Annotated in this window: 19 protein-coding genes, 1 other RNA gene and 3 pseudogenes; 4 read left to right on the forward strand and 19 right to left on the reverse strand. The window is 73.5% G+C overall.

Going from position 1 to position 23,725, the window contains the following annotated elements:
• Positions 1 to 109 precede the first annotated feature (109 nt).
• Positions 110 to 530, reverse strand: an RNA gene (gene rnpB, locus CIK06_RS21130) — RNase P RNA component class A.
• Between the two features lie 239 nt (positions 531 to 769).
• Here rnpB and CIK06_RS21135 point away from each other — a divergent pair.
• Positions 770 to 1,531: a sulfite exporter TauE/SafE family protein gene (locus tag CIK06_RS21135; RefSeq protein WP_095566277.1), complete on the forward strand. Its 762-nt coding sequence runs from the start codon at positions 770 to 772 to the stop codon at positions 1,529 to 1,531.
• Positions 1,532 to 1,723: 192 nt separating this feature from the next.
• Here the strand turns inward: CIK06_RS21135 and mctP are convergent, their stop codons facing one another.
• The 7 genes and pseudogenes from mctP to CIK06_RS21170 all read right to left on the reverse strand — a co-directional run bounded on the left by mctP (position 1,724) and on the right by CIK06_RS21170 (position 8,505).
• A complete protein-coding gene (gene mctP / locus CIK06_RS21140; RefSeq protein WP_095568011.1) occupies positions 1,724 to 3,379 on the reverse strand; it encodes a monocarboxylate uptake permease MctP in 1,656 nt (551 codons plus the stop codon).
• A gap of 5 nt (positions 3,380 to 3,384) precedes the next feature.
• Positions 3,385 to 3,585 carry a DUF3311 domain-containing protein gene (locus tag CIK06_RS21145; protein ID WP_232534354.1) on the reverse strand — a complete coding sequence of 67 codons (201 nt, stop codon included), beginning with the start codon at positions 3,583 to 3,585 and terminating at the stop codon, positions 3,385 to 3,387.
• Between the two features lie 246 nt (positions 3,586 to 3,831).
• Positions 3,832 to 4,995, reverse strand: coding sequence for a bifunctional RNase H/acid phosphatase (locus CIK06_RS21150; protein ID WP_095566279.1), 1,164 nt, complete (start codon positions 4,993 to 4,995; stop codon positions 3,832 to 3,834).
• Positions 4,996 to 4,998: 3 nt separating this feature from the next.
• Entirely contained in the window at positions 4,999 to 5,739 is a 741-nt protein-coding gene (locus CIK06_RS21155) for a zinc ribbon domain-containing protein (RefSeq protein WP_095566280.1), read from the reverse strand.
• Positions 5,732 to 6,558 (reverse strand): annotated as a pseudogene (locus tag CIK06_RS21160) (Nif3-like dinuclear metal center hexameric protein); the annotation flags it as partial. The pseudogene CIK06_RS21160 and the gene CIK06_RS21155, both read right to left, overlap by 8 nt.
• A 137-nt stretch (positions 6,559 to 6,695) precedes the next feature.
• Positions 6,696 to 7,280: a flavoprotein gene (locus CIK06_RS21165; protein WP_232533769.1), complete on the reverse strand. Its 585-nt coding sequence runs from the start codon at positions 7,278 to 7,280 to the stop codon at positions 6,696 to 6,698.
• Positions 7,277 to 8,505, reverse strand: a pseudogene (locus CIK06_RS21170) (helix-turn-helix domain-containing protein). The gene CIK06_RS21165 and the pseudogene CIK06_RS21170 overlap by 4 nt, the downstream one beginning before the upstream one ends.
• Positions 8,506 to 8,744: 239 nt before the next feature.
• Here CIK06_RS21170 and CIK06_RS21175 point away from each other — a divergent pair.
• Entirely contained in the window at positions 8,745 to 9,425 is a 681-nt protein-coding gene (locus CIK06_RS21175) for a bifunctional DNA primase/polymerase (RefSeq protein ID WP_095566282.1), read from the forward strand.
• A 460-nt stretch (positions 9,426 to 9,885) separates the two neighbouring features.
• Here CIK06_RS21175 and CIK06_RS21180 read toward each other — a convergent pair whose 3' ends face one another.
• Genes CIK06_RS21180 through CIK06_RS31565 form a run of 7 tightly spaced genes read right to left on the reverse strand, consistent with a single transcriptional unit; the run spans position 9,886 to position 15,543 of the window.
• Positions 9,886 to 10,461, reverse strand: coding sequence for an FMN-binding protein (locus tag CIK06_RS21180; protein WP_095566283.1), 576 nt, complete (start codon positions 10,459 to 10,461; stop codon positions 9,886 to 9,888).
• 8 nt (positions 10,462 to 10,469) lie between these two features.
• On the reverse strand, positions 10,470 to 10,934 hold the full coding sequence (locus CIK06_RS31550; RefSeq protein ID WP_232534355.1) for a hypothetical protein: 465 nt from the start codon (positions 10,932 to 10,934) through the stop codon (positions 10,470 to 10,472).
• Positions 10,820 to 12,001: a ferric reductase-like transmembrane domain-containing protein gene (locus CIK06_RS32210; RefSeq protein ID WP_304528803.1), complete on the reverse strand. Its 1,182-nt coding sequence runs from the start codon at positions 11,999 to 12,001 to the stop codon at positions 10,820 to 10,822. The genes CIK06_RS31550 and CIK06_RS32210 overlap by 115 nt, the downstream gene beginning before the upstream one ends.
• Positions 11,998 to 13,368 (reverse strand): DUF1501 domain-containing protein, encoded by a 1,371-nt coding sequence (locus CIK06_RS21190; protein WP_232533770.1) that lies wholly within the window; start codon positions 13,366 to 13,368, stop codon positions 11,998 to 12,000. Before CIK06_RS21190 ends, CIK06_RS32210 begins: the two co-directional genes overlap by 4 nt.
• A 20-nt stretch (positions 13,369 to 13,388) precedes the next feature.
• Entirely contained in the window at positions 13,389 to 13,766 is a 378-nt protein-coding gene (locus CIK06_RS32015; RefSeq protein WP_255408521.1) for a DUF1800 family protein, read from the reverse strand.
• 17 nt (positions 13,767 to 13,783) lie between these two features.
• Positions 13,784 to 14,761: a DUF1800 domain-containing protein gene (locus CIK06_RS31560; RefSeq protein ID WP_255408522.1), complete on the reverse strand. Its 978-nt coding sequence runs from the start codon at positions 14,759 to 14,761 to the stop codon at positions 13,784 to 13,786.
• On the reverse strand, positions 14,758 to 15,543 hold the full coding sequence (locus CIK06_RS31565) for a hypothetical protein (RefSeq protein WP_232533771.1): 786 nt from the start codon (positions 15,541 to 15,543) through the stop codon (positions 14,758 to 14,760). The genes CIK06_RS31560 and CIK06_RS31565 overlap by 4 nt, the downstream gene beginning before the upstream one ends.
• A gap of 442 nt (positions 15,544 to 15,985) precedes the next feature.
• Between CIK06_RS31565 and CIK06_RS21200 the strand changes: the two genes are divergently transcribed.
• The gene (locus tag CIK06_RS21200) at positions 15,986 to 16,243 is read left to right on the forward strand and encodes a DUF3040 domain-containing protein (RefSeq protein ID WP_095566285.1); all 258 of its coding nucleotides are present in this window, start codon (positions 15,986 to 15,988) and stop codon (positions 16,241 to 16,243) included.
• On the opposite strand, the gene CIK06_RS21205 is transcribed toward CIK06_RS21200, so the two are convergent.
• From CIK06_RS21205 to CIK06_RS21215, 3 genes and pseudogenes are all read right to left on the reverse strand, one after another.
• Positions 16,240 to 17,130, reverse strand: a complete 891-nt coding sequence (locus CIK06_RS21205) for a hypothetical protein (RefSeq protein WP_369915997.1) — start codon at positions 17,128 to 17,130, stop codon at positions 16,240 to 16,242. The genes CIK06_RS21200 and CIK06_RS21205 overlap by 4 nt on opposite strands.
• Positions 17,130 to 20,390 (reverse strand): DEAD/DEAH box helicase, encoded by a 3,261-nt coding sequence (locus CIK06_RS21210; protein WP_095566287.1) that lies wholly within the window; start codon positions 20,388 to 20,390, stop codon positions 17,130 to 17,132. The genes CIK06_RS21205 and CIK06_RS21210 overlap by 1 nt, the downstream gene beginning before the upstream one ends.
• A gap of 133 nt (positions 20,391 to 20,523) precedes the next feature.
• Positions 20,524 to 22,154: pseudogene (locus tag CIK06_RS21215) on the reverse strand (right-handed parallel beta-helix repeat-containing protein).
• A 50-nt stretch (positions 22,155 to 22,204) separates the two neighbouring features.
• Here CIK06_RS21215 and CIK06_RS21220 point away from each other — a divergent pair.
• On the forward strand, positions 22,205 to 22,408 hold the full coding sequence (locus CIK06_RS21220) for a hypothetical protein (protein ID WP_095568012.1): 204 nt from the start codon (positions 22,205 to 22,207) through the stop codon (positions 22,406 to 22,408).
• 107 nt (positions 22,409 to 22,515) lie between these two features.
• Here CIK06_RS21220 and CIK06_RS21225 read toward each other — a convergent pair whose 3' ends face one another.
• Complete coding sequence (locus CIK06_RS21225; protein ID WP_095566288.1) at positions 22,516 to 23,658, reverse strand: polysaccharide pyruvyl transferase family protein; 1,143 nt, start codon at positions 23,656 to 23,658, stop codon at positions 22,516 to 22,518.
• Between the last annotated feature and the right edge of the window lie 67 nt (positions 23,659 to 23,725).

Genomic DNA, 23,725 nt, shown 5'->3' on the forward strand with positions numbered 1-23,725 from the left:
GGCGTCCACAGGGCGTCAACCGCCGGCCAAAGTTGACCGACGACGACCATCGACACCCGGACATAGAACCAGCTCAGAGCCATGATCACGGCGCTGAGCTGGTGGGCGACGGACGAGTCGACCTGTACGCCGGATTCTGTGACCGGTCCGCACCGTTGCCGGTGGGGCCGGTGGCGGCCATCCATCTCGGCCTGCCGTCGCCGGCAGGCTCCAGCGGCCTACCCGCAGGCATCGGGCGGGCCGCCCTCGAACGCCTGCGCGGGGCGGTCGTCCTGCGACGACCGGCCCCTTCTTGGCCTTGCTCCGGGTGGGGTTTACCGAGCCATCCCGGTCACCCGGGATGCTGGTGGGCTCTTACCCCACCGTTTCACCCTTACCGTGCCCAGTCGGGCGCGGCGGTCTGTTTTCTGTGGCACTGTCCCGCGGGTCACCCCGGGTTGCCGTTAGCAACCACCCTGCCCTGTGGAGTCCGGACGTTCCTCGGCGACCGGGTCCGGAGACCCGCTCGACGCGACCGCCCGGTCGACTCGTCCGTCGGTCACCCATCCTAACGACGATGCGTGCCCGACCATCGTCGCCCCCGACGGCCGCGTCGGGGGATGGGTTCGGGGATCTTGGACACCGGAGGGATCGCCGGGGTCCGCCCAAGGAGGACCCGAGGAGGACCCGGCCCGGCGGAGACGGCGCCGCGAAGCGGGCCTGCGACGTGGTCCGGACCCGCCGTGGCCTGCTTGTAGATCGAGGGTGCACGTCCTAACCTCGGCTCACCATGGATCTTTCCCAGGCGGCGTTGCTGGTGGTCGCGGGGCTGGCGGCGGGCGTGATGAACGCCGTCGCCGGCGGCGGCTCGCTGATCACCTTCCCGGCGCTCATCGCGATCGGCCTGCACCCGGTGGCCGCGAACGTGACCAACTCGATCTCGGTGTCTCCGGGGTACCTGTCGAGTGTGGCGGGCAGCCGGCAGGATCTGCCGGAGCGCCGCCGGCTGTTGCCGCTGATCCCGACCGCGGTGCTCGGCGCGCTGGCCGGCAGCGCGCTGCTGTTGGTCACCCCGGCCCGGGCGTTCGAGCTGGTGGTGCCGTTCCTGGTGCTGGGCGCCTCGGCGGCGCTGGCGTTCCAGTCCCGGCTGCGCCGGCTGGTCGGTCACCCCGCCGAGCTCAGCCCGCGCCGCCGGGCGGTCACGGTGCAGCTCATGGTCGCGGCCGGATCGGTGTACGGCGGGTACTTCGGCGCGGCGCTGGGCGTGATGCTGGTGGCCGGCCTGGCGCTGGTGCTGGACGAGACGCTGGTCCGGGTGACGGCGGTCAAGAATCTCCTGTCGGCCCTGGTGGGACTCTCCACAGTGGTCGTGTTCGGGCTGTTCGGCCCGGTGAACTGGGTGGCCGTCGCCGTGCTGGTGCCGGCCACCATCGTGGGCGGGTACGCGGGCGCCCGGCTCGCCCGCCGGTTGGCGCCCGCGGTGCTCAAGGCCGTGATCGTGATCTTCGGTACGGGGATCGGCCTGCTGCTGCTCTACCGTGCCCTGCGTTAGGCCGGCGGCCGAGCGCCCCGCGACCGCGCGCCGGGACCGCGACCGGGTCGGACCAGCACCGGGCCGGACCAGCACCGGGCCGGACCAGCACCGGGCCGGACCAGCACCGAGCCGGGCCGGGCGCCGAGGCCCGAAAGGGTCGCCTGCCGCCCCGGACGGGACGGGCAGGCGACCCCTCTCCCTCGCCCCGGATCAGGCAACCGGCTCGGGAGCCGCCTCGGCGTCCTCCCGGCCGCCGGGGGTGACCCGGGGGTCACCCTCGTCGGCGAAGTAGTCGTCGTGCGTGGTGCCGTCCGGGCCGTCGGCCACCCTGCCGGCCCGCAGGGCCAGCGTCACCAGCACCGCGACCAGCAGGTTGACCAGGACCGCCACGATGCCGACGTAGATCGTCTTCTTGGTGTCGAAGCCGAACTCGGACAGCGGGAAGGCCGAGCCGGCAAAGTGCTTCTTGCCGGTGGTCGGGTTGCCGATCTGGTAGAGCATCCACATTCCCATGCCCATTCCGGCGACCCAGCCGGCGATCAGGCCGCCCCGGTGGAACCACCGGGTGTAGATGCCGAGCGCCACCGCGGGCAGCGTCTGGAGGATGATGATGCCCCCGATGAGCTGCAGGTCGATGGAGAACTGCGGGTCGAGGAAGACGATGCAGGCCACCGCGCCGACCTTCACGACCAGCGAGGCGATCTTCGCGACGGTCGCCTCCTGGGCGGCGGTGGCGTCCCGCTTCAGATATTCCTTGTAGATGTTGCGGGTGAACAGGTTGGCCGCGGCGATCGACATGATGGCCGCCGGCACCAGCGCACCGATCCCGATGGCCGCGTACGCGACCCCGGCGAACCAGTCCGGGAACTGCATGTCGAACAGCAGCGGGACGACCGTGTTGCTGTCCGCGGTGCCGGGCTTCGCCCCGGGCAGCGGCTTCACCCCGGCGGCGATGGCCATGAAGCCGAGCAGCGCGATCAGACCGAGCAGCAGGCTGTACGCCGGCAGCGCGGACATGTTCCGCTTGATCACGTCGCGGTTCTTGCTGGCCAGCACCCCGGTGAGGCTGTGCGGGTAGAGGAACAGCGCGAGCGCCGAGCCGAAGGCCAGGGTGATGTACTGCACCTGGTTGTTGGCGTTGAGCACGATGCCGTCGGCGGGTGACGGGGTCGCCTTGAACTTGGCGTCCGCGGCGTCGAAGATCGAGCTCCAGCCGCCCAGCTTGTGCGGCAGCCAGAGGATCGCCACCAGGATGACGATGTAGATCAGCGAGTCCTTGACGAACGCGATAAGCGCCGGCGCCCGCAGTCCGGACTGGTACGTGTAGGCGGCCAGGATGGCGAACGCGAGGATGATCGGCAGGTGCCGGGCGATCGCGTTGTCGCCGGTCACCCCCATGGTCTTGAGGACCGCCTCGATGCCGACGAGTTGGAGCGCGATGTACGGCATGGTGGCCACGATGCCGGTGATCGCCACCAGCAGCGCCAGGGTGGGCGAGCCGAACCGGGTCCGGACGAAGTCGGCCGGGGTGACGAACCCGTGCCGGTGCGACACCGACCAGAGCCGGACCAGCACGAGGAAGACCAGCGGGTAGATGATGATCGTGTACGGGACCGCGAAGAACCCGGCGGCGCCCGCGCCGAACATCAGGGCCGGCACGGCCACGAAGGTGTACGCGGTGTAGAGGTCACCGCCGACCAGGAACCAGGTGATCCAGCCGCCGAAGCTGCGCCCGCCCAGCCCCCACTCGTCGAGGTGGGCCATGTCGTTCGGGGCGCGCCACCGGGCCGCCACGAACCCCATCGCGCTGACCAGGAGGAACAGCAGCGAGAAGACGATGATCTCGGTGAGGTGGTCCTTCCACACGGCGCTCACCTCCGCTTCTTGGTCATCTGGTAGACCACCGTGGTGGTGGCGACGCCGAGCACGATGAAGGCCAGTTGCAGCCAGTAGAAGGTCGGGAAGCCGAGCAGCCGCGGCGCGTCCCGGTTGAACAGCGGCGTGATCAGCGGCACGACGATCGGCACGAAGAGCAGCCAGTTCCACGGGCTGCGGTCCTTCGCCTCCGACAGGGCCGTCTGCGCGGGATCGCCGCCAAGCGGACCGCTGCCAGCGGTGTCGGGATCGGCCGGCCGCGGCGGTTCGCCCGCAACGGATTCACCCATCTGCCACACCTCCTTGTGAAAGCCGTAGATCGAATTAACGGCCCGGAGGGTATCGACGTAGTGACGCCCGTCACGTATCAGCCCGGCGGCACTGCGCCGAACGGCCGCTGGCCTGCGCCGAACGGCAGGCCAGCGAGGGTCTTTGGGACCCGCTCAGTCGGCCAGGTGGGCGACCTCGTTGACGCTACGGACCGCCACCCCGCCGTCCGGCCAGTAGTCGACCACCGACAGGCCGGCGGCATCGAGGTACAGCCGGTGCAGGAACGAGTCGCCCGCGGCGAGGGCGTCGCGCAGGATCAGCTTGATCGGCGAGACGTGCGAGACCACCGCGATGGTGGCCTTCGGGTACGCGGCCACCAGATCCGCCACGGCCCGGCGTACCCGGGTGGCGACCTCGACGAACGACTCGCCGCCGGGCGGCGCGACGGCCGGCGAGCCGAGCCAGTCGGCCTGCTCGGCCGGCCAGCGCTCGTGAACCTCGGCGAAGGTCCGCCCCTCCCACTCCCCGAAGTCGCACTCGATCAGGTCGTCGCGGATCACCAGCGGCGGATCACCGGTGGCGGCGGCGATGCTGCGGGCGGTGGCCGTACACCGGCCCAGCGGCGAGCTGACCACGGCCGCGACCTGCGCGCAGAGCCCGGCCACCCGGCCGGCCACGGCGGCGGCCTGCCGCCGCCCCAGGTCGGTCAGCGGTACGTCGCCGCGGCCGGAGTACCGCCGCCGGGCGGTGAACTCGGTCTCGCCGTGGCGCACCAGCAGCAGCCGGGTCGCGGTGCTGGACGGCCGCGGTTCCCAGGACACCGGGGCGCCGGCCCGCGGCCCCGGATCGGCCTCCGCGGCCGACCCGTTCGCGGCGGACCCGTTCGTACGAGACCCGGCGGACCCGGCGGACCCGGCGGACCCGGACGCGGCCTGGTCCATCGCGGCGTTGGCCAGCGCGTCGGCGTGCCGGTTACGGTCCCGGGGCACCCACTCGAAGTCCACCGCCGCGAACCGGCTGACCAGGGCGGCGGCCCGCGCGGCCAGCGGGCGCAGGCCCTGGTTGCGGATCTGCCAGCGACCGCACATCTGCTCGACCACCAGCTTGGAGTCCATCCGCACGGCGACCCGGGAGGCGCCCAACTCGGCCGCCGCCTCCAGGCCGGCGATGAGGCCGCGGTACTCGGCCACGTTGTTGGTGGCCACGCCGATCGCGTCGGACCGTTCGATCAGCACCTGGCCGTCCCGGTCGTCGCGCACCACCGCGCCGTAACCGGCCGGGCCGGGATTGCCCCGCGCACCGCCGTCGGCCTCCACCACGACCCGGTCGACCGCCATCGGCTACAACCCCGACTCGGCGGTCCGGACCATGATGCGCCGGCACTCCTCGCACCGCACCACCTCGTCCGGCGGCGCCGCCTTGATCCTGGCCCGGTCGGCACCGGAGAGTTCGATCCGGCAGCCGCCGCAGCGGCCGGAGCGCAGCAGCGCGGCACCGAGCCCGCCGGAGGACTCCCGGATCCGGTCGTAGAGCGCGACCAGTTCGTCCGGCAGGTCCGCCACCAGCGGCTGCCGGGCAGCCGTGCGGAACTGCTCCTCCTTGGCGATCTCCGCGAGCGTCTCGTCGCGGCGCCGCTCGGTCTCGGCGCGGGTGTTCGCGGCGGTGGTCAGCCGGTCCCGGACGCCGTCCAGCACGCCCTGCGCGGTCTCCCGCTGCTCCATCAGCTCCAGTTCGGCGTCCTCCAGCTCACCCTGCCGCCGCTTGAGGGAGGCGAGTTCGTGCTGCAACGCCTCCAGCTCGCGGGCCGGGCCGGAGCCCATGGTCAACCGGGCCTGGTCGCGCTCGGCGCGGTTGCGGACCTGCTCGACGTCGTTCTCCAGCCGCGCGATGTCGCGGTCGAGGTCGTCCACCGCGACCTGGGCGCGTACCCGCTCGTCCTCCATCGCCGACAGCTGCCGGGCCAGGGCGTCCAGCTCGGCGTGCTCGGGCAGGGTCCGGCGCCGGTGTGCGAGCTGGGCGAGCGCGGTGTCGACGGCCTGCAGGTCGAGCAGCCGGCGCTGGTCTTGCGGGTCGGCCTTCACGTGGCCTCCTTGTCGGTCGGGGTACGGCGGATCCGGCGTGCCCGGTCCACGGGTCGGTGACCAGGTCGGAGACCGTCACCGGCAGCTCGAAGCGGTCACGCAGGAAGCCCGCCAGGTCGTCCAGCCAGGGCCGCTCGGTGGCCCAGTGTGCGGCGTCCAGCAGCGCCGGACCGCCGGCCGCGAGGTGCTCGCTGGCCGGGTGGTGCCGCAGGTCGGCGGTGAGGTACGCGTCCACCCCGGCCTCGGTGGCCGGGGCGAGCAGCGGGTCGCCGGCACCGCCGCAGACCGCCAGGGTGGCGATCATCCGGTCCGGGTCGCCGGCCGCGCGTACCCCCAGGTGGTCGCCGGCAGCGCCGCGGCGGCCAGCCGGGTCAGCTCGGCCAGCCGTACCGGTCGGGTCAGCCGGCCGATGCGGCCCGTGCCCCGGCCGGCGCCGGCGGCCGGCCCGGCGGCCGGGACCAGCGGGCGCAGGTCGGTCAGGCCGAGCCGGGCGGCGAGCGCGTCGGACACCCCGGGGTCGGCGACGTCCGCATTGGTGTGTGCGACGTACAGCGCGGCGCCGTTGCGGATCAGGTCGTGCACGATCCGGCCCTTGTAGGTGTCGGTGGCCACCGACGAGACGCCGCGCAGCAGCAGCGGGTGGTGCGCCACGATCAGGTCCGCACCGGCCGCCAGGGCCTCGGCGACGGTCTCGGGTACGCAGTCCACCACGCAACTGATCCGGCGTACCGGTGCGGCCGGGTCGCCGACCACCAGGCCGACCCGGTCCCACTGCTCGGCCCAGGCCGGCGGGAACCGCTCCTCAAGCACGGCGACCACCTCGGCCAGGCGCAGATCGGCCCGTCGGGTCGCGGTGGAACGGCTTGTGCTCACGGCGGCCCAGCTTACCGGCGACCCGGCGGGCACCGGTGCTTCGGCGTCCGGCTCCCGGGCACCCGACCGGCGACGCGGCGGATTCAGTTGGCCAGCTCGCCGCCGAGCCGGGTACGCAGCACGTCGATCGCCCTGTCCCAGGGGAACAGGTGGATGTAGCGCTCACCGGTGCCGGGCGCGTGCAGCGGCAGGACGTCCTCGCCGAACAGCACGGTCACGTTCCAGTCCCGCAGCCGGCGCAGGCCCTCCTGGAACGCCGGGTGCGTCGCCATGGCCGCGTTGGTGAACGGCATCGCCACGATCGGCACCCCCCGGCCCTGGCTCTCCACCAGCAGGCCGAGGGCGAGCGTGTCGGTGATCCCGGCGGCCCACTTGTTCACGGTGTTGACCGTGGCCGGGGCCACCACCAGGGCGTCCGGGGTCGGCAGCACGTCCGGGTCCGCGGGGTCCTTGTACGCCCAGCGCACCGGGTGGCCGGTCTGCCGGGCGAGCGCGGGCTCGTCGGCGAACTTCCGGCCGTCCGGGGTGAGGATCGCGCAGACGTCCCATCCGTCCCGCTGGCCGGCCGCGATCAGCCGGTGCAGGTCCCGGGTCAGCGGGGAGCCGCAGCCGATGGCGTACAGCACGGGTTTGGACGCAGACGCCTCCGGCTGGTGCGCCGAACTCACACCCCCACCCCCATGTGCTCGGCCAGTTCGGCGATGGAGGCGGGTGGGGCGCCGCGGGTCCGGCGCAGCACGTCCGACATCACCTCGTGGGCCAGCGGCCGGCAGCGGATCTCCGACGGGGCCAGCCGGTCGCCCTGCAGCAGCATCTCGCCGGCCTTGGCCACGTCGCCGACCTGGGTGCAGCCGCGGGCGATGTCGAGCAGGTGGTGGGCTCGGCGTTCGGGCAGCAACGCGTTGAACTCCGCTTCCTTGATCTGCAGGTGGGTCTCGACCGCCTGGCGGCCCTCGCCCAGCTCCACCGCCGCGGAGGCGCGGTGCAGCAGCACGTTGGTGGGTCCGAAGCAGGTCCAGTAGTGGTTGTGGTCGCCGCCGAGCCGGTTGGCCGCCTCCTGGGCGCCGTTGAGCAGGTCCCGCACGGTGGCGCTGTCGCCGATCCGGGCCGCCGCCATGGCTCCCTGCAGCAGCAGCATCCCGTACACCGAGAGGCGCTCGGGGTGGCCTCGCGGTCGCCGCTGGGCGCCAGCCGGTTGGCGATGTTGACGTTGATCTCCAGGGCCGGCCGGGAGCGGCCGAGCGCCAGCAGCGCGTTGCCCACCCGGAAGGTGGCCAGCCCGGCCAGCAGCTGGTCGCCGGAGCGCTGGGCCACCGCCATCGACCGGTCGGCGGCCAGCCAGGACAGCTCGTGCTCGCCGAGCTTGCGCAGCGTGGAGGAGGCGATCTGGTAGACCTGCCCGAGCAGGTGGGCCGCCTTGCACGCCTCGGCGCTGGTGGAGTACGCGGCGTCGGCCGCCTGGGCGTCGCGCAGCAGCTTCGGCAGGGCCCGGGTCAGCACGCCGTACCGGGCGTACTGGTACGTGAGCCAGGCGTGGCTGACCGCCTTGCGCATCTCGTCCAGCGGCGGCGGGCAGGGCGCGGCGTCGAAGAACGCGGTCATCGAGTCGTACCGCTCCAGGGCGGCGCGGATCTCCTCGACCTCGATCTGGTCGATGCAGTTGAGCCCGTCGGTCCGCCGCTCGGGGTCGCGCCCGAGCAGGAGCTGGATGTCCAGTTGCAGGACGTCGGCGATCTCGTGCAGCACCGAGAACTTGTCCAGCCGTCGAACCCCGCGCTCGACCTTGTCCACCCAGCTCTTGGACTTGCCGAGCCGGTCGGCGAATACCTGCTGCGACATCCGTCGACGACTTCGCCAATAGGCGACACGGCGTCCGATGGGCAACTCGTCCACGGTCAACCCCTCCCCTGCGCTCGCCGGCGTCCCGGCAGCACGGCACGTGGGATCTTATACGGCTTCTATTCGTTTTGTATCGGTCGCACTGGCTGTGCGGCATTCGTTCCGTTCTACCCCGTACTTTTCATGCAAGTTGCAACCGCTCGTCTGCCTGAGCAAACGATCCCGCCGCACGCCGGTAACGGGGATCGATCTCTCGGGTCGATGTCGAACGCCGAATGAGGGGTGTCTCCGCGATGTGGGGCAGTATCCGACCGCCACTCGTAGAACTGACGTCACTGGAACGCGTCCGGCTGCGCCGCGTCGCGATGCGGTACGCGGCGCACGGCTGGAGCGTGACGCCCGGTGCCTTCCTGGCCCGAGACCGGTTCGTGTGTGGCCGGGTCGGCTGCCCGACCACCGGGTGCCACCCGGCGCTGGAGGACTGGGAGCGGTCCGCCGCCGCCGACCCGGCCCGGGTCGCCGCGTGGTGGCGGATCCGCCCGTACGGGGTGCTGCTGGCCACCGGCCGGGCCTTCGACGCGATCGAGGTGCCCGCGTACCTGGGCCAGCGGGTGCTGGACGCGACCCGGCCGTACGCCCGGACGCTGACCGCGGCGGAGGGCCGCGGCCCGGTGGCGGTCACCCCCGGCGGCCGATGGATCTTCCTGGTCAGTCCGGGCGAGCCGCTGCGCCCCGAACTCGACCAGTGCCTGTACGTCATCCGGCACGGTCTCGGCTCGTGGATCCCGGCGCCGCCCACCCGGCTGGCCGAGGGCGTGGTGCGCTGGGCGGTCGCGCCCGAGGAGACCCGCTGGCGGCTGCCCGACCCGTACTCGGTGCAGGAGATCCTGGTCGACGCGCTGCGTGCGGTGACCCCCGCGGCGCCCGTCACGCTGCTGGCCGCCCACCTGCCGGCGCCGCGCCGCGGCTACTGACCCGGCGCGCCCGGGACGACCGACCCGCCGCGCCGGACGCGGCCGAGCCGCGCCGGACGGAGCCGACCCGGGCCGGACGGAGCCGGGCCGGCGCATCCAACCACCCCGGCTCGGCGGAGAACGTCCTTCCCCGCCCGCGACTCGTTAACGTGGTGTCGTTGTCGAGCGACGGGGAGTGATGATGGCCGACGAGGACGTGGCCGCGGCCGGCGGGGACGATGTCCCGGCCCGGCGGCGACTTCCGCGCCGCTGGGCGGGCACCCGACCGATGGGGTCCCGGCCCGGACGGCCCAGGCCGGCGGGCACGTCCCGCCCGGCCGGCACGCACCGCCCGGTCCGCTGACCCGCACGGCCGGCACGCACCACCCGGTCCGCTGACCCGAGCGGCCGGCTGAAACGAGCGGCCGGCTGAAACGAGCGGTCCGCCGAACCGGGTCGGCGGTCCGCCGACCCGGGCGGATCAGCGCTGGTCGAGGGCGGCCTGCAACGACGTCCGGTACGCGGTGCTGGTGGCGGTCGCCCCGGACACCGTGTCCAGCCGGGCCGACCGTCCGGTCGCGTACGCCAGGGCCTCGCCCTTCGTCTCGTACCGCGCCCGGACGCTCGCGCTCTTCTGCTCCGAGGTGGGCGTGTCGAACGGCAGCTCGATGGCCTCCACGGCGGTGACCGCGCCACCCGACACGGTGATCTGCACCTGCACGTTGCCGTAGCCGGGCGCCTTCACCACCGAGCCGTACAGGGTGCGCGGGCCGGTGGCCGGCTTCGGCGCCGCGCTGGTACGCGGGGCCGTCGGCGTCCGCTGCGTGGTCCGTGGCTTCGCCGACCCGCTGTCCTCGGACGCGGGGCGGGAGTGGGTCGCCGTCGGCGCCGGCCCGCTGGGATCCGCACCGGCGGTGCCGGCCGGCGCCGGCGTGCCGACCGCGGTCGCCGGCGTGGCCAGCCGGGCGACCGGGGTCACCTCGGGGCCGGTCTTCAGCACCACCAGCAGGGTGGTGCCGGCGGCCAGGCCGGCCACGGCGAACAGGACGCGGCGCATGGGCTCCCCTACAGCTCGAACGTGGCGAGGTGGATCTGCCGCCGGGGCACCCTCGCCCGGCGCAACGCGGTCTGCGCCGCGGACACCAGACCGGGCGGACCGCACAGGTAGACGTCCCGCTCGGCCAGGTCCGGTACGAGTTTCCGCAGCCCGGCCGCGCTGAGCACCTGGCGGGGGCCGGCGTCCCGGCGGGAACCGAGCACGTACCACACGTCGGCGCCGCGGGCCTGCGCCAGCCAGTCCAGTTCCTGCTGGAGCAGCACGTCGGTGACGGTGCGGGCGCGGTAGATGACGGCCGCGCCAGGCGGCAGCTCCTCAAGGACCGCCCGGATGGCGGTGATCCCGCTGCCCCCGGCGATCAGCAGGGCCCGGTCGCGCCGCCGGTGCGCCGCGGTGAAGCCGCCGGCCGGGCGGGACGCCCAGATCCGGGTGCCCGGACGCAGCCCCCGCAGGGCGGCGCTGTGCCCGCCCACCACCTTGACGGTGAGCCGTAGCCACTGCCCGTTGCGGGCGGCCGAGAGCGAGTACGGGTGCGACTGCGACCACGCGCCGGGGCCAGGAACCGCCAGCGCAGGAACTGCCCACCCAGGTGCCGCAGCCGGTCGAGCCGGCGGCCGGTGACGTACACCGAGACCGCCTCCGGACCCTCCGCGACCACGTCGGCGACCCGGAGCCGGTGCCGCAGGTTGAACCGCACCGGGGCGATCACCCGGCCCCAGAGCAGGGCCGCCAGCACCATCAGGTAGAGGGCGATCCACCAGGTCCGGGCCGGGCCGGGCCGGAAGAGCTGCTGGCCGCCGGCGAACTGGTGCCCGTAGCCGAGCAGCAGCACCAGATAGCTGCCCATGTGCAGGCGGTGCCACAGCTCGTAGGGCAGGGCCGTGCGGATGGCCCGTACCGCGGTCAGGCCGAGCACCACCAGGATGCCGGCCGCCGCGAACGCCGAGAGCATGTCCTCGTGGTCGCGCAGCAGCACCGTCAGCTCGTCGAGCAGGCCGGCCTGTTGCAGCCGGGCGTAGCCGACGAGGATCAGCGAGACGTGTGACAGCAGCGCCACCAGCAGCGTGGCGCCGACGTCCCGGTGCCAGCGGCCCAACCGCTCGGCCCCGGCCAGCCGCTCCAGCAGCGGCAGCCGGCTGGCCAGCAGCACCTGGACCAGCAGCAGATACCCGGCCAGCAGGCCGCTGATCCGCCCGGCCGCGGTGATCCGGGCGGTGGTGGTGTCCAACGCGCCGTCGGCGGTCTGGTACCACCAGGGCAGCACGCTGACCACCAGGCCCAGCCAGAACACCGCGACGGCCAGCCGCGGCCCGGTGGCGCCCCGCCGGGCCGGCGGCGGCCCGACGCCCGGCCCGGACCGGCCCCCGGCGGGAGCGGGCGAGCCACCGACGCGAGCGGGCGAGCCGTCGCCCGCGGTCGACCAGCCGCCCGGGGCGGCCGGCCAGCCGTCGGCGCCGGCCGCCCAGCCGTCCGGGGACGCGGACCAGCCGCCGGCCCGGGGCGCTGCCTCGGACCGGCGGCCGGTCTGCTGGTACGTCACGCGTAGATCTTCACCGGGCTGAACTTCTGCCGCGGGAAGACCTTGTCGACCTCCGCCGTGGTGAGGCCGAACCGGCCCTGCGCCACCGAGCCGTAGACGTGGAACATGTTGTTGTACTCCGGCACGTCACCACTGTCCAGTTTGTCCAGACCGTTCCAGGTGCCGAGCACGTTGCCGGCCAGCTTCTGGCCGGACAGCACCGCCACCACACCGCCGTGGCCGTGGTCGGTCCCGCCCCGGTTGGAGGCGACCCGGCGGCCGAACTCGCTGGTCACCATCACCGTGACGTCCGCCGCCTGGTCGCCCAGGTCGGTGAAGAAGTCGGCCATGCCCTGCGCCACCGCGTTGAGCCGGCGGTGCAGCTGGCCACCCTCGCGCGGCCCCTGGTTCTCGTGGGTGTCGTAGCCGCCGGTGCCGATCGTGGCCACCCGGACGTTGGCGCCGCCCTTGATCAGCCGGGCCAGCTCGCGGAACGCCCGGCCGACGTCGCCCTCGTACTTGACCCCCTCGGCCGGCTGGTACTCCTTGCCGGCGATCTGCTTGGCCAGACCCAGCGCGTTCAGCCCGTCCCGGACCGACTCCTCCACCGGGTGGTTGATGTCGGTGAACAGGCCCTTGATCGCCTTCTCGGTGGCCTCGGTGAACCGCTGGTCGCCGCGCAGGGTCAACGACTCGACGCTGTTCAGCGAGATCGCGCCGTTGGTGCCCACCAGCGACCGCGGCAGGGTGCTGCCGATGCCGACGCTGCGGAACGCGGTGCCCGCGCCGAGGGCGTCGACCAGGGCGTCCAACCAGCCCCGGCCGCCGGTCTCGGCCGGCAGCCCGCCCAGGTTGCACGCGTCCTGCGCCTGGAAGTGGCTGCGCGACAGCCGGGGATCGGAGACCGCGGGGACGAACCCGAGCTGGCGCTTGGCCAGGAACCCGGACAGCGGCGCGAACGCGCTGGTCATCATGAAGCCGCGGTCCAGCGCCGGGGAGTCGGTGCCCAGCAGCAGGTCCGGACGGACCTTCTGCAACACCGGGTCGTTGGCCGGCGCGATGAGGCTCAGCCCGTCCAGGCCGCCGTACAGGAACACGTGGATCAGCGTGCCGGTTTTGGTGGCCGCGAACGACGCCTGCGTGCTGACGAACTGGCTGGTGGCCAGGACCGTGGCGGTGGCGGCCGCGCCGGTCACGAAGGTACGCCGGGTCACCCCCCGCCCGTCCTGCTGCGCCTCCTCCAGGTCGTTGAGTGCCCGGAAGCGGTCCCGTTCGGCCGTGTTCTCGGCCTCGACCGCCGCCGCCTCGGCACGCAGCATCGCCTCGGTCCGGTTCGGTGCCAACCGCCGCAGGTCCGGGCAGTCGGGGTGCAGGGGGAACTGGTGCACGGTCTTCTCCATCTCGGGCCTCACCGGAGGTGGTGCTGGGGGGAAGCGAGCAGCGCCCGCGCCATGGCCGGGACCGCCGCGAGGAACTTCGCGTCCACCTTGGCGGTCGCCGAGACGCCCGGAATCCCGAGGATCAGCGCCTTCTGCCCGGTGCTGAGCGTCTGGTGCACCAGCCGTTTGGCCAGCGCGTCGACGTACGCCCCGGCGGTCGCCGGCACACTGGAACCGACCAGCTTGTCGGCCTTGGTGTACGAGAACTCGGGACGGCCGCCGCCGATCAGCGTGGCTGCCTCGTTCCAGCCGTTGATCATCGTGCCGGCGCTGGTCCAGGCGACGAAGACGTCGGGGTAGCCGTTCGGGGTCGGCATGCCGGTCGGGAACTGACCCAGCTCGGCCATCTTGGCCCGGATCCGGCTCAGCCCGGTGGCGAACGCCCCCGGCCGCCGCTGGCCTGGTAGCCGGGCGACGCGTCCGGACCGACGCCGAGGGTCCGGTAGGTGGCCGCCAGGTACTCCATCGGGCGGCGCACCTTCTGGCCCACCGAGGCCCAGAACTCGCTGGAGCTGAAGAGCGTCATCAGCACCGGCTTGATCGCCGTCTTGTTGGCGGTGTACGTCTTGGCCAGCCGGTCCACCAGGCTCTTGGGCGGGGTGTCCGAGACGAACCGGGTGGCCAGGTTCTGCGCCACGTACCGCGCGGTCGAGGAGTGGTTGGCCAGGTACCGGAAGTACGCCTCGCTGGCCTGGTCGCCGCCCTCGGCCGAGTCGTTCGAGCTGGAGAAGCCGAGGACCTTCACGTGCCCGACGTAGTGCCGGCTGGGCTGGAAGACGTACTCGAAGTCCTGGTTGATGGTCCGGCCGGTCTGCAACAGGGCGGCCTGGCGCACGTCGGCCTCCTTGTAGCCGCCGTCCACGCCGACCGAGTACAGCTCCAGGTTCTCCCGGGCCAGGTTCTCGTTGACCTCGTCCTTGTGCGACTGGGTCTGGTTCAGGTAGATCAGCAGCGCCGGGTGCCGGTTGCCGGCCACCAGCATGTCCGCGTAGTTGCCCAGCGCGTGCTTGCGGATCACGTCCCGGTCGAAGGCGCCGCGCACCAGGTCGGAGTTGTCGAACTCGGGACCGACGTGCAGGAAGTCGTTCCAGAAGTCGACCATCACCTCGAACAGCTGGCGTTCCGACCAGATCTGCCGGGCGATCGTCGCGTCGATGTACTCCTTGTCGGCCTTGATGCCCTGGGAGTTGAGGCTGTCCCGGTTGGCCTTGAGCTGCGCCGGGCTCATCTTCAGGGTCGTCAGCTCGGAGAGCTTCAGCTCGGCCTTGGTCGGCGCGATCTTCTCGGGGTCCAGTTGCAGCCGCAGCCAGGCGTCGATGCCCATCTTCTTGATGGCGCTCAACACCTCGGGCGTGGCCCGAAGGTGGCCCGGCTGGCCAGGTGCCGGATCGGGTCCTTGGCCAGCACCGTCTTCACGGTCACCTTGGTCCGGGCGGCGGCCTCGGCCGGCCCGCCGAAGACCTGCCCGCCGCTGGGGGCGTTCTTCTTCAGCGCGGCACCGGCACGGGAGCCCATGTAGCTCTCGTTCTGCTCGGTGTAGGTGCGTACCGTGCTCGGCTGCTGGCCGCTGGGACGGGCCGCGGTGCCGTCGGTGGGCGCCGCCACTTCGGCGTCGGGAGCGGCCCCGAACAGCCGGCCGGTCAGGTCCTTGCCCAGCGGCGACATCGCCAGCGCGGCGCCGCCGACCACCACGGCCGCGGTGCCGCCGAAGGCGGCCAGCGCCTTGCGGCGCGCCACGCCACGGTCGTCGTCCTCCTCGCCCAGGTCCGGCAGCATGCCGACCATCCGCGGGTCGCCACCGCCCGGCCCGCCGATGCCCTCCGGGCCGACCCACCGCGAGCCCTGCGGACCCTGGTACCCGGCGGCGCCCGCCGGCTGGTAGGCCGACTCACCCGGGTAGCCGGGGTATCCGGCCTGGTCCTGTGGGCCGTAGCCGCCCCGGCCCGCCGGCTGCTGCCAGGTCGGGTACGGGGGGTTCGCCCGCTGCTGCCGGTCGTCGCCGGGGTACGCCGGGGCCGGCGGGCGCTGGTCGCCGCCGTTCTCCCGGTAGCCGTACGGCGTGGGGCGCTCTGGCCCGTCCCACCGGCGATCCGGCCGGCGCGACGGCACACTCTGGTCTGCCATGTACCAATCCCAAGGGGGTGAGGGGCGCGCCCGCGCCTCCGGCTGGACCGGACGGAGCGTTGGGAGGTGCGGCGGCGAACCTTGGTGAGGGGGTTGTTCCGGCACGGTAACCAAGGGCCTGACCTGCTTCAAGCCGTTCCGTTTGGCCCTGGCTGGGCACTTAAGGCGGCGCTGAGCCCGCCGTTCCGGGCGACCCTCGGGGTCCCCTTGCGCACCGGAGGTCGCCACCAGGGACGATGGATCCCCGATGGCCGATCGACGCGCGCCGCGACCGCGCCGAGGGGGCACCGCGGGGTGACGGCGGCACAGGAAAACTTAACCAACTGCTAAGTAACTGCCCGCGACGCTGCTTGAACTCCTGCCCGACGGGCGAGCGTGAGGCGCCTCCGGCCGGGTATCCCTGCGCCAACCGGGTTAACGCCGGCAGGGGGAGGCCAGCGCCATGCTCAGCAAAGAGGATCAGCTCCGCTTCGAACAGATCACCCGCGAACTGAGGGCGTCGGACCCGAAGTTCTTCGCCCGGCTGTCCGACCGGCACCGGCTGCGTCGCAAGCGACTCATGCTCGCCCTCACCATAGTGCTCTGGGCCGCCGTACCGGTACTGGCCGTGCTCGGCGGCGGCATCGCCGGAGCTGTCTACGCCGTGGTGCTGCTCGGCAACGCCGTACTGGTGTGGCAGTTGCGGCGACGCTACCGCTAGCTGCCCGCGAACCTCTGGTACGCCGGGCGGAGCCGGGCCAGCAGCCCGGGACCGCCCAGCTCCCGGCCGGGCGCGTCGAGCTGGCGCAGCAGCAGGTCGACGTCGGTGCGCAGCGCGGGCGGCCGGGCCGGCAACGGCACCGGCGCGGTCCAGAACCGCTCCACGGCGTCGGCCAGCGGCGTCGCGGCCACCTCGGCCAGCGCGCGGGCCGCACCGGGTCCGCCCGCCGACACACCGGCCGTACCGGCGACGCCCGCCGGCGTACCGGCCGGTCCCGGCGCCGTCTCCGAGCCGGCGGCCGAGGTCCGGGCCGCGCGCAGCCGGGCCAGCAACTGCTCGCGGTCGCGGCCGCGCCAGCGCAGCAGCAGGAACGGGTCGGCGTCCAGCGCCTCCGCCAGCAGGTAGAACGTGGCCGCCAGGTGCTTGCACGGCACCGCCGGGTCGGGACAGCCGCAGCGCATCCGCAGCTCGTCCAGCCCGGTCGGAAACAGCGCCGCGCCCTGCCCGGCGAACACGTCCGCCAGCTCCGCCGGCAGGTCGCCGGCCAGCAGCCGGGCGCCGTAGAGCGCCTGCCCGGCCAGCAGATCCTCCAGCCGCGTCCAGGTCCGGGCGTCGAACACCGGCAGCCCGATCCGCACCGGGTACGGCCGGGCGCGGGAACCCTGCACCTCGGCCAGCACGGCGCCCGGCGTCACCTCCAGGCTGAGCACCTGTCCGGACCGGGCGTACGAGCGGCCCCGGGTCAGCCGGGTACCCAGCGCGAACGACTCCAGCACCGCCACGAACCGCCGCGACCACCAGGAGTCGCCGATGGCGCCGCGGGTCGACCGGGTCCGCAGCCCGCCCGGCACCCGGCGGCGCGGCCCGTACTCGGCGAAGTCCACCATCACTCCACCACCGCGGTCGACTCCAGCGCGAACAGCCCGCGCAACTGGCTGGTCGACAGCTCGGTGAGCCACTGCTCGCCGGTGCCGACGATCCGGGCGGCCAGCCCGCGCTTCTCCGCCACCATCGCGGCCACCTTCTCCTCCACCGTGCCGGCGCAGACGAACTTGCGGACCTGCACCGAGCGCCGCTGGCCGATCCGGAACGCCCGGTCGGTCGCCTGGTCCTCCACCGCGGGATTCCACCACCGGTCCACGTGCACCACGTGGTTCGCCGCGGTCAGCGTGAGACCGGTGCCGCCGGCCTTGAGCGACAGCACGAACAGCGGCGGCCCGCCGCCGGGATCCTGGAACCGGGCCACCATCGCGTCCCGCTCCGCGCGGCCGGCCGCGCCGTGCAGGAACAACACCTCCCGACCGGTACGCGCCGACAGGTGCGCCCGCAGCATCCCGCCGAACTCGGCGTACTGGGTGAACAGCAGCGCCCGTTCACCCACCGCGAGCACCTCCTCGACGATCTCCTCCAGCCGGGCCAGCTTGCCGGACCGGCCGGCCAGCCCCGAGCCGTCCCGCAGCAGTTGCGCCGGGTGGTTGCAGACCTGCTTGAGCTTCGTCATGGTGGCCAGCACCAGGCCGCGCCGCTCGATGCCGTCGCTGCGTTCGATCCGGGCCATCATGTCGTCCACCACCGCCTGGTAGAGCGTCGCCTGCTCGGCAGTGAGGTTGCACAGCACCTCCATCTCCAGCTTCGACGGCAGGTCGGAGATGATCGAGGCGTCGGTCTTGAGCCGGCGCAGCACGAACGGGCCGGTGATCCGGCGCAACCGCTGCGCCGCGGCCTCGTCGCCGTGCCGCTCGATCGGCTCGGCGTAGCTGCGGCGGAACTCCGCGGCCGCGCCCAGCAGCCCGGGATTCGCGAACTCCATGATGGACCAGAGGTCGGCCAGCCGGTTCTCCACCGGCGTACCGGTCAAGGCGATCCGGTGCCGGGCCGGCAGCGCCCGCACCGCCCCGGCCTGCCGGGTGGCCGCGTTCTTGATCGCCTGTGCCTCGTCCACCACGACCCGGTGCCAGCCGATCCGCGCCAGCTCCGAGGCATCCCGGGCCGCCACCGAATACGTGGTGAGCACCAGGTCCGCCGCACCGACCGCGGTCTCGAAGTCGGCGCCCCGGGCACGCTCGGCGCCGTGGTGCACGTGCACCCGCAGCCCCGGGGTGAACCGGGCCGCCTCCCGCCGCCAGTTGCCCACCAGCGACATCGGGCAGACCAGCAGCGTCGGACCGGTCTCGTCCGGCTGGTTGGCCAGCACGGACAGCAGTTGGATGGTCTTGCCCAGCCCCATGTCGTCGGCGAGGATCCCGCCCAGCCCCAGGGACTCCAGGAAGCACATCCAGGCCACCCCGCGTTGCTGGTACGGCCGCAGCGTGCCGGCGAAGCCCGGCGGCGTGGCCACCGGTTCGAGGTGCCGGTCCACCCGACCGGACAGCAGGTCGCCCAACGCGCCCTCGGCGCTGACCGCCAGCACCGGCAGGGTGTCCGGGTCGTCCTGACCGGCCAGCCCCAGCCGCAGCAGGTCGGTGACGCTCATCCGGCCGCCCGAGCGCAGCAGCTTCAACCCGGTCGCCAACCGGCGGGAGTCCAGCTCCACCCACTCGCCGCGCAGGCGTACCAGCGGGGTCTTCAGCTCGGCGAGCGCGTGCAGCTCGGCCTCGGACAGCGACCGGTCGCCCAGCGCGACCTCCCAGCGGTACTCCAGCAGCGCCTCCTGGCCGATGCCGGAGCGGCCGGCGACCGTCCCCGGCGCGGTCGGGGTGCCGGCGCGCAGCCGGGCACCGAGCCGGGCGCCGGGGCGGCGCCACCAGGACGGCAGCAGCAGCCCGAAGCCCGCGGCGTGCAGCATCGGTGCGCCCTCGGAAAGGAACCGGTGCGCCCCCTCGGTGCTCAGGTCAAGGCCGGTCGGGGCGGCGGTGCGCAGCGCGTCGGTGAGTTCCGGCCAGAGCCGGCTGGCCCGGCCCAACTCGGCGAGCAGGGTCTCCTGCGGCGCCTTGATCGGCTGTGCCGGCGGCCCGAGCGGACCGTGGGCGGCCCAGACGGCGGCGGCCTCGATCAGCCCGGACCCGTCCGAGCCGCGCAGCGCGAACTCCACCCGCCACCGCTCTCCCCCCGCCCCGCCGCTGACCCCGTCGGTGTCGACGGGCTCGGGATCGGCGGGGTCGGGGTCGGGGTCAACGGGATCGGCGGGATCGGGGACGGCGGGGTCGGGATCGGCGGGCTCGACCAGTCGGAAGGTGGCCCGGACCGGGCCGCCGGCGGCGTCCCGCTGCCAGTCGGCCAGTTCGCGGGCCAACTCCGCCAGCTCGGCCGGCTCTCCCCGGATCGTCCGCTGCCGGCCGCTGAGCGCGGCCAGCCAGCGCCGGACCAGTTCGGCCCGGCCGGTCCGCCGGGTGGACGGGACGAGCTTCAGATCGTCCAGGGCGATCCGCGCGGCGGCGTCGGTGAGCGCGTCCAGGGCGTCGGCGACCAGTTCCGGCGCTCCGACGTCCGGGTCGGCGGCCCGCGCGGCGGGCGGCAGGGCCAGGGCGAGCGCCCGGGCCCACGCCGCATCCGGGCCGGTCAGCAGGGGCCGCCAGCACGCCTGGGCGGCGGACGTACCCGACCCCCGGCCGGCGGCCGGATCCCACGCCAGACCGGGCAGGGTGCGCCCACGCTCCACGAGGTCGACCGCGAACGCGGCGAACCGGCCGAGCTGCCGCAGCGTCGCCCCGGGCACCTCGGGCTCCCCGGGCGCACCAGCACCAGCACCAGCACCAGCACCAGCACCAGCACCAGCACCAGCGTCGGTCCAGCCGGGCGCGTCGTCGGCCAGCGCCGGCAGGGTGTCCACCGCCGGCAGGGTGTCCACCGCCGCGAGCCGCAGCAGCACGGGCAGCGCCAGGTCGGCGTCGTACTCCAGGCTGGGCACCCGCCAGCCGGCGAGGGTGACCCGACCGCGGGCCTCGCCGGGTGGTTCGGCGCGGACCAGTTCGGGCGAGTCGACCGGTACCCCGGCCCGGGTCGGCAGGCTCAGCAGCGTGCTGCCGGTGGCCGCCTTCGCGGCCAGTTCGCCCAGCGCGGCGGCGAGCGCCGGCTGCCCGGCCGCGTACGGATGCGGCCGTTCCCGCGGCGGCCGGCCGGGCCGACGCGGCGGCGCGGTCCGGGCGGCCTCCTCCGCCCACAGCACGAGCCGACCTCCCGGCCGCCACACACCATGGATCACCCGCAAGGAAGAGCCCCCTCCTGACGCTTCTGTCGAGCAAGGGTCTCTTCTTAACACTCCCCCGGGTCAGCTCCGCCGGCACCACCACGCCGACCCGCGGTTTCGGCGCGATCTCACACTCCGGCCGCGACGGGGCGGATCAGGGCTCCTCGGCCGACCCGTGATTGCGTTCCCACCGGCCGCCCACGGCGGGGGTGTCCAACCGCAACGCGGCGTCCCGGTTGCCGGCCAGGTCGTTGTCCTCGACCGCCGCGTCCAGGCACTCGCCCTGGTCGGTCACCCACACGCCCTCGGTCTGCGTCTTCGGGCTCATCCCGTCCCAGATCCGGTTGTTCCGCATCGTCAGGCCGGTGGCCCGGGCCGCGATGGTCAGGCCGGCCCGGTGCTCCGGCGGCCCCACCAGCTCGTACGGCGAGCCGTCGGTCGGCACGTCGCCGTGCCAGGCGGTGTTCAGACCGGCGCGCACCGGCATCAGGCTGAGCGTGCTGTGGTCGTTCGTCATCACCGTGGCGGTCAGCCCCTTCACCACGAGCTGCTTGCCGAAGTGGCAGCCCGCCGGCCAGTCGGCCGATTTGTCGGTCATCGACAACGCGCCGTACCGGACGTCCGCCCCCGCGCCCGACCCGCCCGGTCCGGCCAGCCGGCCGTTGCTGCGGATCCGGTTGCCCACCACGGTCAGGTCGGCGGCGCCGGTGTCGATCTGTACGCCGGTCAGCCCGTTGCCCCAGATCTCGTTGCCGTCGAGGACGAGGTCCTGGATCGTCTCCCCCGCGCCGCGCGGCAGTTCGTGCACGAGCACGCCGTACCGACCGTTGCCGCTGATCCGGTTGCCGCGGACCAGGTACGGCCCGGAGGCGCTGCCGAAGCTCACCCCGGAGTTGACGTTGCCGTCCAGCACGCAGTCGGTGACGATGCCGCCCCGGCCGGGCACTCCCGCGGTGCCGTGCGTCGAGACGTCGAAGCCGGCGATCTGGTTGCCCAGCATCGTGCAGGCCGAGACGATCAGGCCGTCGGCGCCCCAGTCGGAGATGCCGAACCGGTTGCCCTCCGCGTGGCAGGCGACGATCCGGATGCCGCGCGGCGGCCGCCAGTAGTCCTTCTGGAGTTCCACGAAGATGCCGTTGGTGCCGTTGCCCAGCGTGCTGCACGCGGTGATGGTGAGCCGTTCGCTCGGTCCCCAGCCGCCGATGCCGATCCCGATGCCGGCCCCGCCCATCTGGCGCCCGTTGTCCAGCCGGCCGCACCGTTCGGCCACCACCGACTCGATCACGCTGTCCTGCAGGAAGTCGCAGCCCAGTCCGGTGGCGCCGGTGTCGTGGATCCACAGGTCGCGGAACCGGCCCCGGCGCACGTACTGCAGGCCCAGCCCTTGGCCAGGTAGCAGTAGTCGTCCATCTGCACGCCGGAGCCGTCGATCTCGAAGCCCGCGAACGTGCAGTCGGCGATGTGGTTGTCCCGGCCCGCGCCGTGCTGCACGGTGGTGAAGTAGGCAAGCGGCACCGGCTGGGTGCGGTCGCCCGAATTGGACAGGACGAACCGGGTGGCACCGATTCCGGCGCCGACCAGCGAGACGCCGCTGCGCCAGACCGTGCCCGCGTCGCGGATGGAGTACACCCCGGGCGGACACTGGATGATCCGCGGCAGGCCGTCGGCCGCGTACTCGGCACCGAGCCGGTCGACCAGTTCGGCCAGGGCCGGCTGGTCGTTGGTCACGCCGTCACCGGCCAGTCCGCACCGGCGCGCGTCATGCACCTCACCCATTACCTGCATCGCCGCCGGTTTCCCCGTGCCGGCGGGACGAAACCGGGCACGATGTGGGCATGTCAACCACCACCCAGGTACGGCTGGCGGACGGGCCGGCGGACGGCGAGACGATCACCGTGGAGCTGGACGTGACCGGCCGGCCGCCGTTGACGCACCACTGGCTGAGCGATCGCGGTCTGGCCGGCGCCGACATCTACGAACTGGAGTCGACCACCGAGGACGGGCCGTGGATCTACCGCTGGCGCGGGCGGGCCACCTGAGCCGGGCGGCGCCGGCCTGACGCGTTCCCGGCGGGCGCGCCAGGCCGTTCAGTGCCGGTCGTTCAATGCCGGCCGTTCAATGCCGCCGGCCGGTCAGTGCCGGCCGGTCAGTGCCGCCGGCCGTCGATCTCGTGCAGCGCCGGCCCGATCAGGTCGCCGGTCATGAGCGCCTGCTGGCACAGCTCGGCCACCCGGCGCCCGGTCTCCGGCTGCCGCCGGTCGCGCTCGTCCCAGAGCCGGTCGACCTCGGCCAGCAGCGGCCCCTCCACCTCGCGTTCCACCCCGCGCAGCGTCGGCGCGCCGATCCGCCGGGCGAAATCGAAGACCTTTCCCGCGTACGGCAGCGGCAGCAGCGGTACGCCGGACATCGCGGCGAACATCACGAAGTGCAGCCGCATCCCGACCGCGAAGTCGAAGTGCCGCATCAGGCCGAGCAGTTGCCGGGGCCGGTAGTCGCCGTGCAGGACCCGCCCGTGCGGGGCGGTCACCATGTGCGAAAGCACCCCGTGCGAGTGCCGGATGTCGTCGGGCTCCATCGGAACGAATACCACGTCCGCGTCCAGCCGGGTCACCAGGAAGTCGCCGACCTGGGCGATCAGCCGGTGGTAGCCGTCGACGTCGAGGTGCGCGGCGGCCCGGCCGGGCTCGCGGACGCTCATCCCGACCAGCCGCCGGTCGAGGCGTACCCCCTCGGCCTGGAGCAGGCCGGCCGGGAAGTCCTCCGGTTGGAGCAGCATCGCCGGGTCTGCGGTCACGGTGATCGGCCGGGTCACCCCGACCTCCTCCAGCAGCAACCGCGACTCGGTGTCCCGGACCGTCACCTCCCGGGCGGCCGAGAGGCATTCCTGCACCATCGCGCAGTCGACGGTCTCGGTGAGCGGTCCCGCGCCGACCGCGTACGTGCAGACCGGCAGCCCGCGCTCCTGCGCGGCCAGCACGATGCGCAGGTAGCGACGGGCCTCGCTGTCGTAGAGGATGCCGCCGCCGCCGAGCAGCAGCAGGTCCATCTGGTCGAGCGCGACCGCCGAGTCGGTCCGGCTGATCCCCTCCCACGGCTCGGCCACCACATCGGGGTACGCCGCGCGGGTGTGGTCGGGGTTGCGGGAGAAGATGATGATCCGGCTGTCGGGCCGGCGGGCCCGCACATCGGCCAGCAGTCCGGTCAGGATCGCCTCGTCACCGGAGTTCCGGCCGCCGTACGAGCCGAGAACTCCGATGGTCGGGCCGGCATGGTCGACTGAGGTCACCATGCGGAAAGGTTTCCCCAGAACGGCCGGGTCATGTGGGTCGCGACGGATGTTGACCTACGCGTTGCCG

Source organism: Plantactinospora sp. KBS50, assembly GCF_002285795.1.
In the GTDB taxonomy this organism is placed as follows: Bacteria; Actinomycetota; Actinomycetes; order Mycobacteriales; family Micromonosporaceae; genus KBS50.